The sequence below is a fragment of the Emcibacter sp. genome (assembly GCF_963675455.1).
Taxonomy (GTDB): domain Bacteria; phylum Pseudomonadota; class Alphaproteobacteria; order Sphingomonadales; family Emcibacteraceae; genus Emcibacter.
Genome location: NZ_OY776217.1, coordinates 3,373,090 through 3,389,364, shown reverse-complemented (window position 1 = coordinate 3,389,364; position 16,275 = coordinate 3,373,090). Strand labels below are relative to the sequence as shown.

Here is a 16,275-nt window from a genome sequence, read left to right as displayed (position 1 = left end):
TTCAACCCAACAAAATAGAGGGAATTACGAAATGGCATTTCGTCCTTTGCATGACCGCGTTCTGGTTCGTCGCGTCGACGCAGAACAGAAAACCGCCGGTGGCATCATTCTGCCGGACACCGCCCAGGAAAAACCAAGCCAGGGTGAAATCGTTGCCGTAGGTTCCGGCCACAAAGCCGAAGACGGCACTGTGACAGCACTGGATGTAAAAGCAGGCGATACCGTCCTGTTTGGCAAATGGTCCGGCACCGAAGTCAAGGTCGAAGGTGAAGACCTTCTGATCATGAAAGAATCCGATATTCTCGGCATTATCGAATAATTCGCATCCGGAAATTCTTAAGCGCGATTGAACCCCGGTTCTCGCGACAGATTTAAAAGACACAAAGGAATTTAAAATGGCAAAAGAAGTAAAATTCGGTTCTGACGCCCGTGGACGCATCCTTAAAGGTGTTGATACGCTGGCCAATGCCGTCAAAGTGACCCTCGGCCCGAAAGGCCGTAACGTTCTTCTCGAAAAATCCTTCGGCGCCCCGCGCATCACCAAAGACGGTGTTTCTGTGGCCAAGGAAATCGAACTCAAAGACAAATATGAAAACATGGGCGCCCAGATGGTCCGTGAAGTAGCCAGCCGCACCAACGATGTGGCCGGTGACGGTACAACCACTGCCACTGTTCTGGCCCAGAGCCTGATCAAGGAAGGCATGAAAGCCGTGGCCGCCGGCATGAACCCGATGGACCTGCGCCGCGGTGTTGACCTGGCGGTGACCAAAGTGCTCGAAGACCTGAAAGCCCGCTCCAAAGGTATTTCCTCAAGCGAGGAAGTTGCCCAGGTTGGCTCCATCTCTGCCAACGGCGAAGTATCCGTCGGCAAGATGATCGCTGACGCCATGGACAAAGTCGGCAAAGAAGGTGTGATCACCGTTGAGGAAGCCAAAGGCCTGGAATCAGAGCTGGAAGTTGTTGAAGGCATGCAGTTCGACCGCGGTTACCTGTCTCCTTACTTCATCACCAACGCTGAAAAAATGATCGTTGATCTTGATAACCCCTACATCCTGCTGCACGAAAGCAAACTGTCCAGCCTGCAGCCCATGCTGCCGCTTCTCGAAGCTGCTGCCCAGTCCGGCCGTCCGCTGCTGATCATTGCAGAAGACGTAGAAGGCGAAGCCCTCGCCACTCTGGTTGTGAACAAACTGCGCGGCGGCCTGAAAATCGCTGCTGTGAAAGCCCCTGGCTTCGGCGATCGCCGCAAAGCCATGCTGCAGGATATCGCCACACTGACCGGTGGCCAGGTTGTGTCCGAAGATCTCGGCATTAAACTGGAAACAGTTGGTCTGGAAATGCTGGGTACAGCGAAAAACGTCACCATCAGCAAAGACGACACAACAATTGTTGACGGCGCCGGCGCGAAAGAAGAGATCGAAGCCCGCTGCGGCCAGATCCGCTCCCAGGTGGAAAGCACAACATCCGATTATGACCGTGAAAAACTGCAGGAACGTCTGGCCAAACTGGCCGGTGGTGTTGCCGTGATCAAGGTCGGTGGCAACACCGAAGTTGAAGTGAAAGAACGTAAAGACCGTGTTGACGATGCTCTGCACGCCACCCGCGCTGCTGTTGAAGAAGGCATTGTGCCCGGTGGTGGTACGGCTCTGCTGTATGCCACACGCGTTCTCGAAGGTCTTGAAGGCGAAAACGCCGACCAGAATGTTGGTGTTGCCATCGTGCGTCGCGCCCTCGAAGCGCCGGTTCGCCAGATCGCTGAAAACGCCGGTAAAGACGGTGCCGTGATCGCCGGTAAACTTCTCGAAAGCAATGATCCGAACTATGGTTTCAATGCTCAGAAAGAAGAATATTGCGACCTCGTCGCGGCCGGTATCATTGACCCGACCAAGGTTGTGCGTACGGCTCTGCAGGATGCGGCCTCTGTTGCCGGTCTGCTGATCACCACCGAAGCCATGGTTGCCGAAATTCCGGACGACAAAGGTGGTCCTGCCATGCCTGACATGGGCGGCATGGGCGGTATGGGCGGCATGGGCGGCATGGGCTTCTAAGCCTGACGCGTCATACCCAAAGATTACAGGGAAGGGCTGCGCAACCGCGCGGCCCTTTTCTATTGGGGAAGAGATAATTCGGTTACTGTCACCGTAAATCGTCACCGTTAATCACACCGTAAATCAGTAGGTAATATTTCCAGGACAGTTAGTTACCAGAAACAAGCTAGACATATAGCTGGCCACTCATAGGAGGTACACTCAATAGCGTTGATAATGTGACCTTCCCTGATGACAAAAGTGCAAAACTATGCAAACTGGAAAAAGGAAAACTCTCTTACCGAGTGACCGAATAAAGGGGGCAGGTCATTAGGGACCAACAAAAAGGGGTTTCCTGTAGTCCAATATAATGGAGTTACTGGAACAAATGTGAACCCAGGTGCAGGGTATGCTAGTCAACCTACCAATGTGTTTATTATTAAAGGTAGCAAAAGTCCAAGTGTTGTGCCTACTAATCCAAATTCGGCGCCTCCTTCATAAGGGTTTTAGTAATGTTGGATATTAGAGATAACGCCTTGATTTTAATGAAAGAGTTTTTGGGAAAAATTTCTGAAAATTTCAGAATAATTTGGATTGCACAGGACGAGGAGTGTTTGAACATTCATGTAGTCTTAGAGCATGAAAGCGAACGAGATAAAAAGAATTTGGAAAGCATCGCAAACAGTCTAGAGCGGATTTATAAGGATACTCAGAAATTTATATTGGAGACAACTATTGGTTCAGAAAGGATTAGGGATATTCCCGCAGCCAAAAGGGCAATTTTATACGGAAGACGTGAAGATCAATGCAATTAGGGGATCGGTTGGTATAGGTGTCTCATGAAATTAAGTCAGTTGCAAGAGCAGGCTCTGAATTTGATGCAGGCACTAGTTTGCTATATTTCTCCCAATTTCAGGATGATCTGGATTGAGCAAAAAGAAACTTCTTTTGATATTAACATCATATTAGCTGAGCAAGACGAAGATGATGTTGAAGAAATTTATGATTTGGAAGCTGAATTTGATGCTTTGCAAGTCACATTTGTTGAGCGAACATTCAATGTTATTGTTACAAATAAGCAACTTCCCGAACCTGCTGATAATAATTCGATAGTCGTATTTAGGAAATTGGAAGAGTAACGAGATGTTTCTTCGGGGGGGAGCTGGAGCCTGGAGGCGGTGCCGACCAAGATCGAGATCATCCGTGATAACGGCTTTATGATATTCGGGGCCTTCGGCAATACCGGCACCAACCTGTGCGACCGCGACCTATAACACGCTGACCAACAGTAGCGGAATCATTGGGAATCATTGGGGTCGGAATCATTGGGGTCAGAGTCCTTTGATTTTGGGCGGCATGGGCTTCTAAGTCACGTCACTCAACACCCAAAGATTACAGGAAGGGCTGCGCTTAATCGCGCGGCCCTTTTCTATTGGGGGGAATTGACTTAGAATTAACGTGGTATGCTTTGTGAAACAGCGAAGAATGGGGGAAGCATGAAAAAGAAATTCAAGATTGGATTGGGGGCAGCTCTGGTCTGTGTGCTGTACTACTATTTCGTAGTGCTTGGTCACTGGGCTTATTTTAACTTCTATTATGCTAAAAACGGTATTAGCAACCATGGCGTTCTGCATGCCGTTACGAGAAGTGTGTTCCTGGGTTCGGGTAAGGTGGAATTGGAGCCGATAATACGTCCTCTGGACCGTCGCGGCCTTTGCAACTTGAGTGAAGTCAAAAATTTCCAGCCGGATGATTATGGCAGATGCTCAGTTGCGGGAGGAGGACCAGCCTGCGGCTATATTCTTCCAAGTATTAAGTGCAGGAAACTATATGTTCGATTGGACGTATGGGAATATGAAGATGTGAGAAAGAAGATAATTTATGCCTCCCTGCATCCTTGCGAGTTTCTTGTGAGCAAAGAGGTGCTTGATGAGAGTTTTCCTAACGGGCAATTGCATCGTCCAGAAAGGGTTGGGGAAGTGGATACATCGAAATTGGAAAAATACGAAAGCCTGAGTTTCCGCCAGAAGTTTGATCTGCGACTCAGGTCCGGAAGCAGAGAAGTTTCCGGCAAAGATTCCCACTATAAAGCATGGGAATCTGCAGGATGCAAAAACCACCCCATCAAATGGGTATATATTTCTGTTGTGACCTCTCTTAAAGATTATCGGGAGCCACTCAAAGTATATAAAGCTGTCCTCAGAGGACGAAAAATCGAAGGTGAGTATATTTAAGCATAAAACGATCGTTTGAAATTTTCCCATGAATAGCCTAGACTGTTACCGTAGTAAATTCTGGGAGCAGGAATATGAGCGACTATGTTTTAAACGAGCGGGACGGCAGCCTGTTGGTCCTCACTTTCAACCGGCCGGACAAGAAGAACGCCATCACCCATGACATGTATACGGCCTTTTGTGACGGCATGGACGAGGCCGCGGCCGACAGCTCCGTCCGGGCCGTGGTCTTCCTGGCCAATGGCGATGCCTTCACCTCGGGCAATGACCTGAAGGATTTTGCCGCCGGCATCCAGCATTCCGAGGAGGCGCCGGTGTTCCGTTTCCTCAAAACCATTTCCACCTTTGAAAAACCCATCGTCGTCGGGGTCAACGGCCTGGCGGTCGGCATTGGCACCACGCTTCTTCTGCACAGTGACCTGATCTATGCGTCACCGGAGGCGGTCTTTACCACCCCCTTCACCAGTCTGGCCCTGGTGCCGGAAGCAGCCTCGTCGCTGCTTCTGCCGCGTGCGGTGGGCACCGCCAAGGCGACCGAGATGCTGATGCTGGGGGCGGCGCTTTCGGCTGAAGAAGCCGTGCAGGCTGGACTGGTGGCGCGCATCCTGAGTGTGGCTAACTTTCACGAGGCCGTGCTGGAGAAGGCGCGGGAGCTGGCCTCAAAAGCGCCCTCGGCGATCCGGGAAACCAAACGGCTGCTGGCCAAAAACCGGACCGAGGTCCAGGACCGCATGATGGAGGAGGGGCTGCTGTTCGCGGAACGGCTGAAAACGCCCGAATTTATGGAAGTGGCGACCGCCTTTTTTGAAAAGCGGCCGCCGGATTTCTCAAAGTTCTGATTTCCCGGCTTTTAAATTATTCATTGCGGGTGGAAATAATCTCCCACTGGCCGTCCGGCTGGCGACAGGCGGTGCCGTAAGCGGTTTCCGTCTTGCCGCCAATCTGGATTGTCTGCTGGAACTCCCGGCAGTAACGTCCCAGTGAGCTTGTGCCTTCCCGGGTGGCGGTGACCCAGCCGGTGGCATTGCCGTCGCGCCAGGTGACCGTTTCGCCGATCGGCGCACGGCTGGCCACGATAATGGCGTTTTCGTGGGTGCGTTGCTGCTGTTCACTCAGTTCATGCAGAATGATCAGGGTAAAGGCGGTAAAGGCCAGCCAGAAAAAGGCGTCGTTATCCGTATAATAAAACCCGAAGCCCGGATAGATATGGCCGTAAGGGCGATAAATCCTCACGCCCCGGTACAGGCGATGCCGCTGTGGGGGTAACGGCCGGACATAGGGAGACCGTGGTCCGGCGTACAGGGGGACGCCCGGATGAACGCGGGGTTTATACGGTTTGGCTTTTTTCGGCGGTCCTTTTTCCTCGGCGTGAGGTTTGTGCTGCGGCGGGGGCTGATCAGCCAGGACCGGTCCGGTCATTATTGTGGTGGCCAGTAAGAAAACGAGTCCCTTTGAAGCATAGTTTTTAAACATTTTCCATTCCTTCCAGGATACCGATGATATTGACTGGTAAATTCTATAAAAACATTATGAACCTGCGATGTATTGCTATCACCGAGATTTGTCAGAATTTGGACGACTCGGTATTTGTGAGTCGTACTAAAAGACTGCTGGGAGGGAAATCAGATAGATCAATTGACGGCCAGAAACAGGAATCACCTCGCAGGAAATGCGGTTAAGGAAAACAGTTAACACTGCTGGAGTCCGGCTGGCGCAGGCTGTCGGATTGGCGGGATTTTACGACCCCGGATGTGAAAAATATGGTTTAACTACTTGAATTATTTAGAAAATACTAAAGTAACAAGCGGCCCAAGTCAGGGGAGATTTTTACATTTGATATCAGGGGATTAGTCATAAAAGAAAGGCGGCTCCTTACGAGGCCGCCCAAGTCTGGGGAGGAAAATGTCTAACAAGTTCTAAATTATGCCCAAATAGTTTAGATTCAGTTAATGCGCACAATTTCCACGCTACCACTGACCTCGCAGGCGACAAGAAGGAGCGGCTTTTTTAAAGGGCTGTCTTCTTCGGCAACAAAGGCAAGTCCCTCCGGGCCAAGGCAGCCCGCATTTTTCATATCTTCGGCATTTTCAACGCCCGGACCGGCGTCAAAATTTCGCGAATTGTGATAACCGGCAAAAGAAGGGGCATGGGGATCGGTAACATCATAGACCATGATTCCGCCAACCCTTTCCAGGCCAATGAAGGCATAGGTTTGCCCGCCAATCCTGCCGAGTGTGATAGCTTCCGGTTCTGGCCCCTTGTTGTCGCTGCGGCTGTCGCCGCTCTCACCGGCGGCATTATCACTGTTGAAGGACTTCCCCAGCCGATCGGCAGTGATCCGTTCAAAATCGCTGCCGCTGTCAAACACAAGGTTTCCGTCCGCATCAAAGATGGAAAAGGACCGGGCGCCGTAAGTCTGAATCCGGTCGATATCGCCATCCCCGTCCGTATCCCCGTCTGTGGCGGAAAGGCGCAGGCCGCCAAGTTCCTTTTTCTGTTCCGGGTTCAGGGCAGCGGGATCAAGCTTTGCCTTTGACAGTTTTATTTCTTCCGAGCGGGCATCGCCTTCGTTGGCGGTCAGGATAAATGTTTTTCCTTCATGGTCCATGCTGGCAAGGCTGTCGGGCATATACATGCCAAACAACGGGCGGGGGACGATGTGAATGCCGTCCCCGTCAACAGCGTCCAGGGCGTTTCCGGGCTGGCTGTGGTCCTTGAGGCCGAGGGGAATGACTTTTTCCGCCCGCGCCAACGGGATATTGATTTCCGCCAGGGCGTTATTTTCCTGCAGGGACACCCAGGCGGTCCGGCTGTCAGCGGACACGGTGATATATTCCGGTTCTGCATCTTCGGCAAAGCGTTTCCCCGGTGCAATTCTGACGCCGTTGCCGGTCAGGATGTCCCGGTCAAAATCCGCAAAGGCGACCGTGGACGGCGTGGCGTTCCCGATACCGGAATGCAGGTCGATGATGGTGACCGAACCCTCCGGGTCATAATCTCCGTGCGGTTCTCCCTCGTTGGCGGCCAGCACATAACGGCCATCCGGGCTGAAGGTGACCATATCCGGCAGGAAGCCAGCCTTGACCTCGCCGACCCGCTGATGGCTGCTGTCAAAAAAGAGGATTTTGCCCGGCCGGCCCCTGATGGATTCGTCATGAACGGCGATGGCAACAAGATCGTCACGCACTGCGACGCTGGTGGGACTTTCCGTTTTCGCCAGGGCCAGTCGGGTGATAAATTCAGCTTTACCGTCGGTTGTGAGTCTAATAACCTCGACCGAGGGAAGGGCGCCATTGACGAAATAGATATGGCTGGTGCTTTTCTGGTACATGACGATTTCCGCCGCACTTTTGCCGTAGATTCCTGTTTCCCAGGTGGCGATTGTGCCGAGTTTCAATTCCCCGGCTTGCGCCATTGAGAAAATATTGCCCGAAAACAAACTCAGGAATGATGCCGTCAGCATCGCTGAAAAAACGTGTGAAAATCCTTTTAAAGCAGACATGTATAATAAATCCCTGTAACAGACCTGTGGAAACGGGAATGATGAAAGCAGATTATGTAGCTTTTATGAAAAAAAATAATAGCGGGAATCGTGCGTCTTATATTGAATTATGTTATTTAAGTCGTTATATATGTAGAATAGATTAATATACATTAAAAATAATGTGAAATAAATTTTACCGGGTGGATGCCGGTACAGGAAAGACCGCAATGTATAAATATGACGATTATGACCAGCGCATCATCAACGAGCGTGTGGCCCAGTTCAGGGGGCAGGTGGAACGCCGGCTCAGTGGTGAACTGACCGAGGATGAATTCCGGCCGCTGAGGCTTCAGAACGGTCTTTACCTGCAACTGCATGCCTATATGCTTCGGGTGGCGGTGCCTTACGGGCTTCTGTCTTCCGGGCAGATGCGCACGCTGGCGAATATTGCAACGAAATATGACCGCGGTTACGGTCATTTCACCACCCGGCAGAATATCCAGTATAACTGGCCGACTCTGGACAAGGTGCCTGATATTCTGGCTGATCTTGCCAGTGTGGAAATGCATGCGGTCCAGACCAGCGGTAACTGTATCCGCAACATCAGCGCCGATCAGTATGCCGGGGTTGCCCCCGATGAAGTGGTTGACCCGCGTCCCTATGCGGAAATCATGCGCCAGTGGTCGACATTCCATCCGGAATTCGCCCATCTGCCGCGTAAATTCAAAATGGCCTTCACCGGCGCGACAACCGACCGGGCGGCGATCCTCTATCATGACATCGGCTACCGGGTGGTTCTCAATGACGCCGGGCAGGTTGGATTTGAGGTCTATGTCGGTGGCGGCATGGGCCGGACACCGATGATCGGCAAGCTGATAAATGAGTTTGTCGCCGAAAAGGACCTGCTGACCTATACCGAGGCCATCATGCGGGTCTACAACCAGTTCGGTCGCCGCGATAACAAATACAAGGCGCGCATCAAGATCCTGGTTCACGAACTGAAACAGGACGAGTTCACCCGCCGGGTCGACGAGGAATGGCAGAATATTCTGTCCCAGGGTGGCATTGTTCTCGACCAGGAAGAGATTGACCGAGTCAAGGCTTACTTCACCGAACCTGCTTATGAGGACCTTCCGGCGAAATCCTCCCGCATGGACCAACTTCTGGCTGACAACAGGGATTTTTCCTGGTGGTACAAGAACAATGTGACCAGCCACAAAAAGCCGGGTTATGCCATTGTTGTGGTCTCGTTGAAAAAACCGGGGGTTCCGCCGGGGGATGCCACCGATGACCAGATGCTTGCGGTGGCCGACCTGGCCGATCAGTTCAGCTTTGGGGAAATCCGCACCACACATGAACAGAATCTGGTTCTGGCAGATGTGAAGCTGGACGATTTGCCTGACCTGTGGGAAAAACTGAAAGCGCTGGGGTTTGCTTCTCCCAATATCGGCACCCTGCAGGATATGATCTGTTGCCCGGGGCTGGATTTCTGCACCCTGGCCAATGCCCGTTCCCTCCCTGTCGCCGACCGGATCAGCAACTATTTTGATGACATGGACTATCTTTATGACCTGGGCGAGCTGAAGCTCAAAATGTCCGGCTGTATCAATGCCTGCGGTCATCACCATGTGGGTCATATCGGTATTCTTGGTGTGAACAAAAAGGGCACCGAATATTACCAGATCACGCTGGGGGGCTCTGCGGAAGATGATGCCTCTATCGGTAAAATCATGGGCCCGGCCTTCGATGAGGAGGAAATTGTCCCCGCCATCGACCGTCTTCTGAAGACCTACCTCGAGGTGCGTGAGGAAGGGGAGCGTTTCCTGGATACTTACCGTCGGCTGGGGATGGATGTATTCAAGGAACAGGTGTATGTGGATGTATCCCTGAAAGGAGCGGCGCTGTGAGAATTATCAAAGACAAAAAAATCATCGAAGACCACTGGCGGCATGCCGGTCCGGCCGATGACCTGTTCCTTGGCGATATCATCGTCCCCCTGGATATCTGGCAGTCTGATCGGGACACACTGGTCACCCGTAATGGTAAACTGGGCGTGCAGCTTGAGCCGGACCAGCACCCGTCGGATATTGCCGTTGATCTGGACAAATTCGATGTGATCGCCATCAACTTTCCCAGCTTTATGGATGGTCGCGGGTACAGCTATGCGAAGATCCTCAGGGATCAGTATGGCTACACGGGTGAGATTCGCGCCGTTGGTGACATCATGCGGGACCAGCTTTTCTATCTGCAGCGCTGTGGATTTAATGCCTTTGAAATAAAAGAAGGCAAGAATATCGAAGAGGAAATCAAGGGGCTGGATGATTTTTCAGAAACCTACCAGGTGTCAGCTGACCAGAAAGTCCCCTTGTACCGGCGTCGCTGATTTGTGACAAAAATTTTTCATTTAAGTTAAAAAGAGCAGCTTTCGGGCTGCTTTTTTAATTTTAAAAGCATTAATTCGGCCAAAAAATCATCATTGTTACGCAACTGTCATATATCTGTAACATAAATAAAATATTTGATTCACAATCGAAATTAATAATTTATTCATCCCTAATGTAATTTATGTCGTTTCGAGTGCAATTAGAATTAAATATCCACTTCAGATAGAAGGATTATAAAATGTCTATCAGGTTGAGAATTGCCGGTCTGGCGGCTGCAACGGCCATTTCCACGGGATTGTTTGTGTCTCCTGTGCATGCCCAGTCCATTGAGGAACTCCAGAAACAGATTAATGCCCTGCAGCAGCAGGTCACCGAAATGAAAGCCAAACAGGATAAAGCGGAAGAAAAGAAAAGTGATGCCGGTCCTGACCTGAATGTAAAATGGAAAGGCGCACCCGAGTTTTCCAGCAAGGACGGTAACTTCAAAATGAAGGTCCGTGGTCGTCTTTTCGCGGATTACGGCAATGTATCCGACAATGGCGGCAAGGTTGTTGACAATACCGAATTCCGCACCGCGCGTCTCGGCGTGGAAGGTGTGGTTTTCAAGGATGTGAAATACAAATTTGAAGCCGATTTCGCCGGTGACTCAGTTGAAATCAAGGACGCCTATCTGGCGTGGGATCTGAAACCGGTGACGATCAGTGTGGGCCAGATGAAAACCCCGAACTCCCTGGAAGAGCAGACGTCTTCCCGTTATATCACGTTCATGGAGCGCGGATCCTTCACCGATGCCTTCAGTCTGGCGCGCCAGACAGGTATTGCTGTGGCCTATGCCGATAAGAACGCGACTTTCACAGCCGGCCTGTTCCAGGGCGATGCATCTGGCGGCGGCGGGGTCGAGGATCGCACTTATGCGGCCCGTGCTACCTATGCGGTCAAACTGGATGATGGGCTGGTCCATGTCGGGGCCTCCGTGCGCCATCGTGAACTGGATGAGGCCGGCGAAGTACGTTACCGCCAGCGTCCCCACAACCATCAGGCCGGTCGTTATGTTGATACAAGCTTTCATGACCCGATTGCAGACGAAACTGTACATATAGCTGCTGACTCCGACACCTTCTACGGCCTTGAACTGGCCGGTGTCATGGGGCCTTTCTCTGCACAGGCTGAATGGGCCTGGCAGACAGCCAATCTGACAGCTATGACTGATAACGCCACTTTCAGCGGCGGCTATATTGACCTCAGCTATTTCATTACCGGTGAAAGCCGTGGTTATAAAAAAGGAGCCTTCAGCCGGGTGAAAGTGAAAAACCCGGTCTTCGAAGGCGGCATGGGCGCATGGCAGGTGGCTGTCCGTTATGACACCATCGACCTGACGGATGCTGATGCGGCCATTGACGGCGGCAAGCAGGAAACTTACCTGATTGGTGTGAACTGGCACCTGAATGACTATACCCGGGTGATGGCCAACTATTCGACCTCCGATATTAAAGGCGGGGCTGATGACGGTGAAAATATCGATGCCTTCGGCCTGCGTTTCCAGGTTGACTGGTAACATTCTCCTTTAGGAGTATAATGCCTGAATTGAAAGGACGAGGTGTTTGCCTCGTCCTTTTTTTCTTGCCTTATGTAATTATTTTTCTGGTGAATAACGTCATATTGTGATACTTCCGCCTGCAATTTATTTTGAGTATTGCCCATGTTGCCTATTACGCATCAACAGGACAGTGATCTGCCGGATATCGAAGCTTTGCTTGATGAATGTTTCGGTCGGAATCGCCAGATCAAGACAGTTTACAAGCTGCGGCAGAATGTTCCCTGCGTCAGTGAGCTTTCCTTTGTGATCCGGGAAAATAACAAACTCAAGGCAAGCCTGCAGTTCTGGCCGATTGTGATCCGGTCCAAGGTGGGCCAGGAGTGGCCGGCACTGTTGCTGGGCCCCATTGCGGTCAAGGCCAGCAAGCAGGGGCAGGGATATGGTATCGCTCTTATGGAATTTGCCCTTCAGCGCGCTAAAGAGCTTGGTTACGAGCGGGTCATTCTGGTCGGCGACGAACCCTATTACCGGCGTGTTGGTTTTTCCCGGGATCTGGCGATCGATCTGTTCCTGCCGGGACCGGTGGATTACAGCCGCCTTCTGGCCAGGGAACTTGTGCCGGGCGCCATGAAGGGTGTGTCCGGAATTATCCAGCCGGTAAAATAACTTTTCACGATACTTTCAATTGCCTGGATCAAATTCTATATTGATAGATATCAATAGGAAGCATGATCCATGTCAGAACAGAGTGAAAAATCACAGGTTGCCGGGTTCCGGCCCGAATTGTTCGCCAGGGAAGCACAGAAGGCGGCAGGGGGCAAGGGGTTGCCGCCGGTACATAAGTGGAATCCGGACTTCTGCGGTGATATCGATATGGAAATCCGCCGGGACGGCAGCTGGTTTTATATGGGAACCCCCATTGCGCGTCCGGCCATGGTGAAACTTTTCTCTACCATCCTTCGCCATGACGAGGACGGAAAATATTATCTGGTGACCCCGGTCGAGAAAGTCGGTATCCGGGTCGAGGACCGGCCCTTTGTTGCCGTTGAACTGCAAAGGGAGGGTGAGGGAGAGCAACAGATCCTGCATTTCCGCACCAATCTGGATGATTATGTCACGGCAGATGCCGACCATCCCTTGCGGGTGGAAATGGACGCTGAGACCGGCGAACCATCCCCCTATATTCTTGTGCGTGACCGGCTGGAGGCACTGATCAGCCGCCCGGTTTATTATGAGCTGGCGGAACTTGTGGTGGAACAGGACGGGCGTTATGGAGTCTGGAGTGCAGGGGAGTTTTTTGTTCTGGGGCACGGGGAATGAAGCAGACGATCCGCAAAATAGTTGAATTACACGATCCGGGATGCTGGCGGGCATTGCGCTCGGCCGAAAAGCGCGCCTGGAGCCGCCCTCCCACGGCTGACCAGATCCTGTACAGGCCCGACAGTTTCATGCCCCGGGGAGAGTTGCCCCTGAAGCCGGCGGCAGTTCTGGTCCCCCTTGTTGACCGGTCCGAAGGCATGACTGTGCTGCTGACCAAACGGTCCTCGGAACTGAAAACCCATTCGGGGCAGGTGTCTTTTCCTGGCGGAAAATGTGACGAGGGCGATGAAAACGCCATTGCTACGGCGCTCCGGGAGGCCCGGGAGGAAATCGGCCTTACCGATGACAAGGTGGAAATCATCGGGGCGCTTGAGGATTATGAAACGGTAACAGGATTTGCAGTGTCGCCGGTGGTGGGGTTTGTCCGGCCGGACATTGTACTGCAACCGGATCCTTCCGAAGTGGAAGAAGCCTTCGAGGTGCCACTGGATTTTATTCTAAACGAAGCCAATCAACAGCTTCAGAGCCGTGAATGGCAGGGACAGACCCGGCATTTTTACGTCTTTCCCCATCCTGATCATTATATCTGGGGCGCAACAGCCGCCATGCTGGTCAGGTTCAGCAAGCTGATCAGGGAGATGTCCTGATGAAGCCGCGGCAAAAACTGGACCGTGCCACGGTTGCCTGGCTTGACAGGCCGGGCCTGAAAAAACTGCTCCAGGTTCTGAATGAAAATGACGGCGTGGCGCGCCTGGTCGGCGGTTGCGTCCGTGACAGCCTGATGGGGCGTCCGATCGGAGATATTGATGTCGCCTGTTCGCTTCACCCGGAAGAGGCAATGTCGCGGCTGGAAAAGGCAGGCATCAAGGTGATCCCCACTGGTCTCAAGCACGGCACCATCACCGCGGTTTCCCGGGGAGAGGTGGTTGAGGTGACGGCCCTGCGCCGGGATGTGGAAACCTACGGCCGGCACGCGGATGTGGCCTTTACCGATGACTGGCTGGAGGATGCGAGGCGCCGTGACCTGACGGTGAATGCCTTTTATCTGGATGCGGACGGCACGCTTTATGACCCCTGCGACGGCTGGCAGGATCTGCAAAACCGTCATGTGCGCTTTATCGGCCAGGCGGAACAGCGCATTCAGGAAGATGCGCTGCGGATTTTACGTTTTTTCCGTTTTGCCGCCCAGTTTGACGAATCAACCCTGGACGAGGACGGGCTCGCGGCCTGTATCGCTAAGCGTGAGATGATTTCGAATCTGTCCGGGGAACGCCTGGCCCAGGAAATGAAGAAGCTTTTATCCTTTCCGGCAGCAGAACGCATTCTGCCCATCATGGCGGAATGCGGTATTCTGGACAAGGTGCTGCCTGATAATGTGGGGGTTGAGAATTTCCTGCGTTATATCCGGCGGGAGAAGGAACTGGGGCTTTGCTCGGTGACAGCGCGGCTCGCTACCCTGATGCCGGAGGATCCTGATCGTAGCCGTCTCATGGCCCGTCATCTGCGCCTGTCCGGCAAGGAAACGTCTGATCTTGCTGACCTTGCCACGGCGCATCCGGAACTTGAGGGTGAGTTGTCGAAGAAAGATTTGCGCAGGTTGCTCTATCATCTGGGGCGCACTGTGGTCTTGTTCCGCATGGTGGCCGGGGGAACGGCAGAGCAGGTGCGGTATGTGCAGACCTACTCCATTCCCTCCTTTCCTCTGCAGGGCAGGGACCTTCTGCAGAATGGAGAGAAGGCGGGCCCGGAACTCGGTCAGAAATTGAAAAAACTGGAACAGCTCTGGGAAGAAAGCGACTATACTCTTGCGAAAGAGCAACTTCTGGCAATTGCGGAGTAGGCCGATGGAACTTTCCGTCATCAGGGAAGATATTACCAGAGTGGATGTGGACGCCATTGTCAATGCAGCCAACAGCCAGTTGATGCCCGGTGGCGGCGTATGCGGCGCTATTTTTCATGGCGCCGGGCCGGAACTGGTTGATGCCTGTCAGCGGATTGGCCATTGCAACACCGGCGATGCCGTCATTACGCAAGGATTTAATCTGCCTGCCAGATATATTCTGCATACGGTGGGACCGGTCTGGCACGGCGGTGGCGAGGGAGAGGAAGACCAGCTTGCCTCCTGCTATGTTTCCTGTCTGGATCTTGCCGCTGAAAACGGGATTAAATCTCTTGCTTTTCCAGCCATTTCCACCGGCATCTTTGGTTTTCCGTCCGCCCGGGCGGCGGAAATCTCTGTGACGACGGTTCGCGACTGGGCAAAGGCGCATCCCGGCGATCCGGAAAAGGTCATTTTCTGCTGCTTTGATGAAGGCACGGAGAAGCTCTATCGGAACCTGCTGCAGAGATAAGAAGAACTGTAAAAGAAAAGCCGCTGTTTGGCGGCTTTTCTGATGACTTTGAATTAATTCTGACTTTTTCGTCTCAGGCCCAGGACAATCAGTCCAATCCCCAGCAGGAGGAGGGCGGGAGGAGCCGGAACCTCAGAGATCTCGAAGTTAAATGTGGTGCTGCCACCCTCGACACCAGCCAGGGTGACATTGTCGGCAAAAGCATGATACCCGCTGCCGGCGCTTGATCCTGCACCAACCGAAACCGAGGTGATCATGGCGTCATCAGTGAACAAGACGTCAATCCAGTCGGAAATGCTCCTGTTATAAATCCCGGCATCGCCCAGACCGACCTGCCAGAGCCAGAAATTGTCATCGGCCCCGGAGGTATACCAGACGCCTTCGTCGACGCTGCCATAGAGGCCGTTGTAGGCGGCTTCCCAGATCAGTTCATAAAATGTGTCTCCGTCCCGGACGTGGATGCGAAGGGCCGGGGAATAATCCTCATGCAGGGCGCTTGTACTGTCGGTGGCGATCATCCAGTCAAATGTGGCGCTGGCCAGCAGGCTCAGGGGGGCGAGCCCCCCGGATACCGCATAGGGATCGCCGAGACCGTAAAAGCGCGTGCGGTCACCGTACAGTTCCAGCGAGCCGTTGCCGTCTTTGGCCTCGGTGCCGGTAATGGCGCTGGATCCGCCACCGCTGTTTCCGTCTGACACCCAGTCGGTGGTGTCGTCATAAACAAAGACCGTTGCCGCAGTGGCAAGTGAGGGTAATGAAGTGAGAATTATGCCAAAGATAATATTTTTCAATGCCTTGCGGCTGATTCTTAACATGACGTCCCCTTTTGTTTTTATAAAGTGAAAGTGTCCTGTGATACAAGCAAGAATTGTACCACAATTCATGAAGGGGAGAGGGAACAGCGGGTTGCGACAAATGCGGGATGTGTGCAGGTATAA

General features: G+C 52.6%; 17 protein-coding genes. 14 read left to right on the top strand and 3 right to left on the bottom strand.

The window, feature by feature from the left end; all coding sequences use genetic code 11:
- The first annotated feature begins 31 nt into the window (after positions 1 to 31).
- The 6 genes from groES (at position 32) to ACORNT_RS15850 (ending at position 5,100) form a co-directional block, all read left to right on the top strand.
- Complete coding sequence (gene groES, locus ACORNT_RS15875; protein WP_321393048.1) at positions 32 to 319, top strand: co-chaperone GroES; 288 nt, start codon at positions 32 to 34, stop codon at positions 317 to 319.
- Positions 320 to 395: 76 nt separating this feature from the next.
- On the top strand, positions 396 to 2,048 hold the full coding sequence (gene groL, locus ACORNT_RS15870) for a chaperonin GroEL (RefSeq protein ID WP_321393045.1): 1,653 nt from the start codon (positions 396 to 398) through the stop codon (positions 2,046 to 2,048).
- Between the two features lie 491 nt (positions 2,049 to 2,539).
- The gene (locus ACORNT_RS15865; RefSeq protein WP_321393042.1) at positions 2,540 to 2,842 is read left to right on the top strand and encodes a hypothetical protein; all 303 of its coding nucleotides are present in this window, start codon (positions 2,540 to 2,542) and stop codon (positions 2,840 to 2,842) included.
- A 24-nt stretch (positions 2,843 to 2,866) separates the two neighbouring features.
- Positions 2,867 to 3,166, top strand: a complete 300-nt coding sequence (locus ACORNT_RS15860) for a hypothetical protein (RefSeq protein ID WP_321393039.1) — start codon at positions 2,867 to 2,869, stop codon at positions 3,164 to 3,166.
- A 357-nt stretch (positions 3,167 to 3,523) separates the two neighbouring features.
- Positions 3,524 to 4,261 carry a hypothetical protein gene (locus ACORNT_RS15855; RefSeq protein ID WP_321393033.1) on the top strand — a complete coding sequence of 246 codons (738 nt, stop codon included), beginning with the start codon at positions 3,524 to 3,526 and terminating at the stop codon, positions 4,259 to 4,261.
- A gap of 74 nt (positions 4,262 to 4,335) precedes the next feature.
- Positions 4,336 to 5,100: an enoyl-CoA hydratase gene (locus tag ACORNT_RS15850; protein WP_321393032.1), complete on the top strand. Its 765-nt coding sequence runs from the start codon at positions 4,336 to 4,338 to the stop codon at positions 5,098 to 5,100.
- A 16-nt stretch (positions 5,101 to 5,116) separates the two neighbouring features.
- Here the strand turns inward: ACORNT_RS15850 and ACORNT_RS15845 are convergent, their stop codons facing one another.
- Both ACORNT_RS15845 and ACORNT_RS15840 read right to left on the bottom strand, forming a co-directional pair.
- Positions 5,117 to 5,734, bottom strand: a complete 618-nt coding sequence (locus tag ACORNT_RS15845; protein WP_321393031.1) for a hypothetical protein — start codon at positions 5,732 to 5,734, stop codon at positions 5,117 to 5,119.
- A gap of 469 nt (positions 5,735 to 6,203) precedes the next feature.
- Positions 6,204 to 7,676: a choice-of-anchor I family protein gene (locus ACORNT_RS15840; protein WP_321393028.1), complete on the bottom strand. Its 1,473-nt coding sequence runs from the start codon at positions 7,674 to 7,676 to the stop codon at positions 6,204 to 6,206.
- Positions 7,677 to 7,972: 296 nt separating this feature from the next.
- Here ACORNT_RS15840 and ACORNT_RS15835 point away from each other — a divergent pair, with 296 nt between their 5' ends.
- The 8 genes from ACORNT_RS15835 to ACORNT_RS15800 all read left to right on the top strand — a co-directional run bounded on the left by ACORNT_RS15835 (position 7,973) and on the right by ACORNT_RS15800 (position 15,337).
- Positions 7,973 to 9,652, top strand: coding sequence for a nitrite/sulfite reductase (locus ACORNT_RS15835; RefSeq protein ID WP_321393026.1), 1,680 nt, complete (start codon positions 7,973 to 7,975; stop codon positions 9,650 to 9,652).
- The gene (locus tag ACORNT_RS15830) at positions 9,649 to 10,128 is read left to right on the top strand and encodes a DUF934 domain-containing protein (RefSeq protein WP_321393023.1); all 480 of its coding nucleotides are present in this window, start codon (positions 9,649 to 9,651) and stop codon (positions 10,126 to 10,128) included. The genes ACORNT_RS15835 and ACORNT_RS15830 overlap by 4 nt, the downstream gene beginning before the upstream one ends.
- Before the next feature lie 239 nt (positions 10,129 to 10,367).
- A complete protein-coding gene (locus ACORNT_RS15825; RefSeq protein WP_321393019.1) occupies positions 10,368 to 11,684 on the top strand; it encodes an OprO/OprP family phosphate-selective porin in 1,317 nt (438 codons plus the stop codon).
- A gap of 144 nt (positions 11,685 to 11,828) precedes the next feature.
- On the top strand, positions 11,829 to 12,332 hold the full coding sequence (locus ACORNT_RS15820; RefSeq protein WP_321393016.1) for an N-acetyltransferase: 504 nt from the start codon (positions 11,829 to 11,831) through the stop codon (positions 12,330 to 12,332).
- Between the two features lie 69 nt (positions 12,333 to 12,401).
- A complete protein-coding gene (locus ACORNT_RS15815; protein WP_321393013.1) occupies positions 12,402 to 12,986 on the top strand; it encodes a DUF1285 domain-containing protein in 585 nt (194 codons plus the stop codon).
- Positions 12,983 to 13,633: a CoA pyrophosphatase gene (locus ACORNT_RS15810; RefSeq protein WP_321393011.1), complete on the top strand. Its 651-nt coding sequence runs from the start codon at positions 12,983 to 12,985 to the stop codon at positions 13,631 to 13,633. The genes ACORNT_RS15815 and ACORNT_RS15810 overlap by 4 nt, the downstream gene beginning before the upstream one ends.
- Complete coding sequence (locus ACORNT_RS15805; protein ID WP_321393009.1) at positions 13,633 to 14,826, top strand: CCA tRNA nucleotidyltransferase; 1,194 nt, start codon at positions 13,633 to 13,635, stop codon at positions 14,824 to 14,826. Before ACORNT_RS15810 ends, ACORNT_RS15805 begins: the two co-directional genes overlap by 1 nt.
- Positions 14,827 to 14,830: 4 nt before the next feature.
- The gene (locus ACORNT_RS15800) at positions 14,831 to 15,337 is read left to right on the top strand and encodes a macro domain-containing protein (RefSeq protein ID WP_321393006.1); all 507 of its coding nucleotides are present in this window, start codon (positions 14,831 to 14,833) and stop codon (positions 15,335 to 15,337) included.
- 53 nt (positions 15,338 to 15,390) lie between these two features.
- Here ACORNT_RS15800 and ACORNT_RS15795 read toward each other — a convergent pair whose 3' ends face one another.
- Complete coding sequence (locus ACORNT_RS15795) at positions 15,391 to 16,152, bottom strand: PEP-CTERM sorting domain-containing protein (protein ID WP_321393003.1); 762 nt, start codon at positions 16,150 to 16,152, stop codon at positions 15,391 to 15,393.
- Positions 16,153 to 16,275 lie beyond the last annotated feature (123 nt).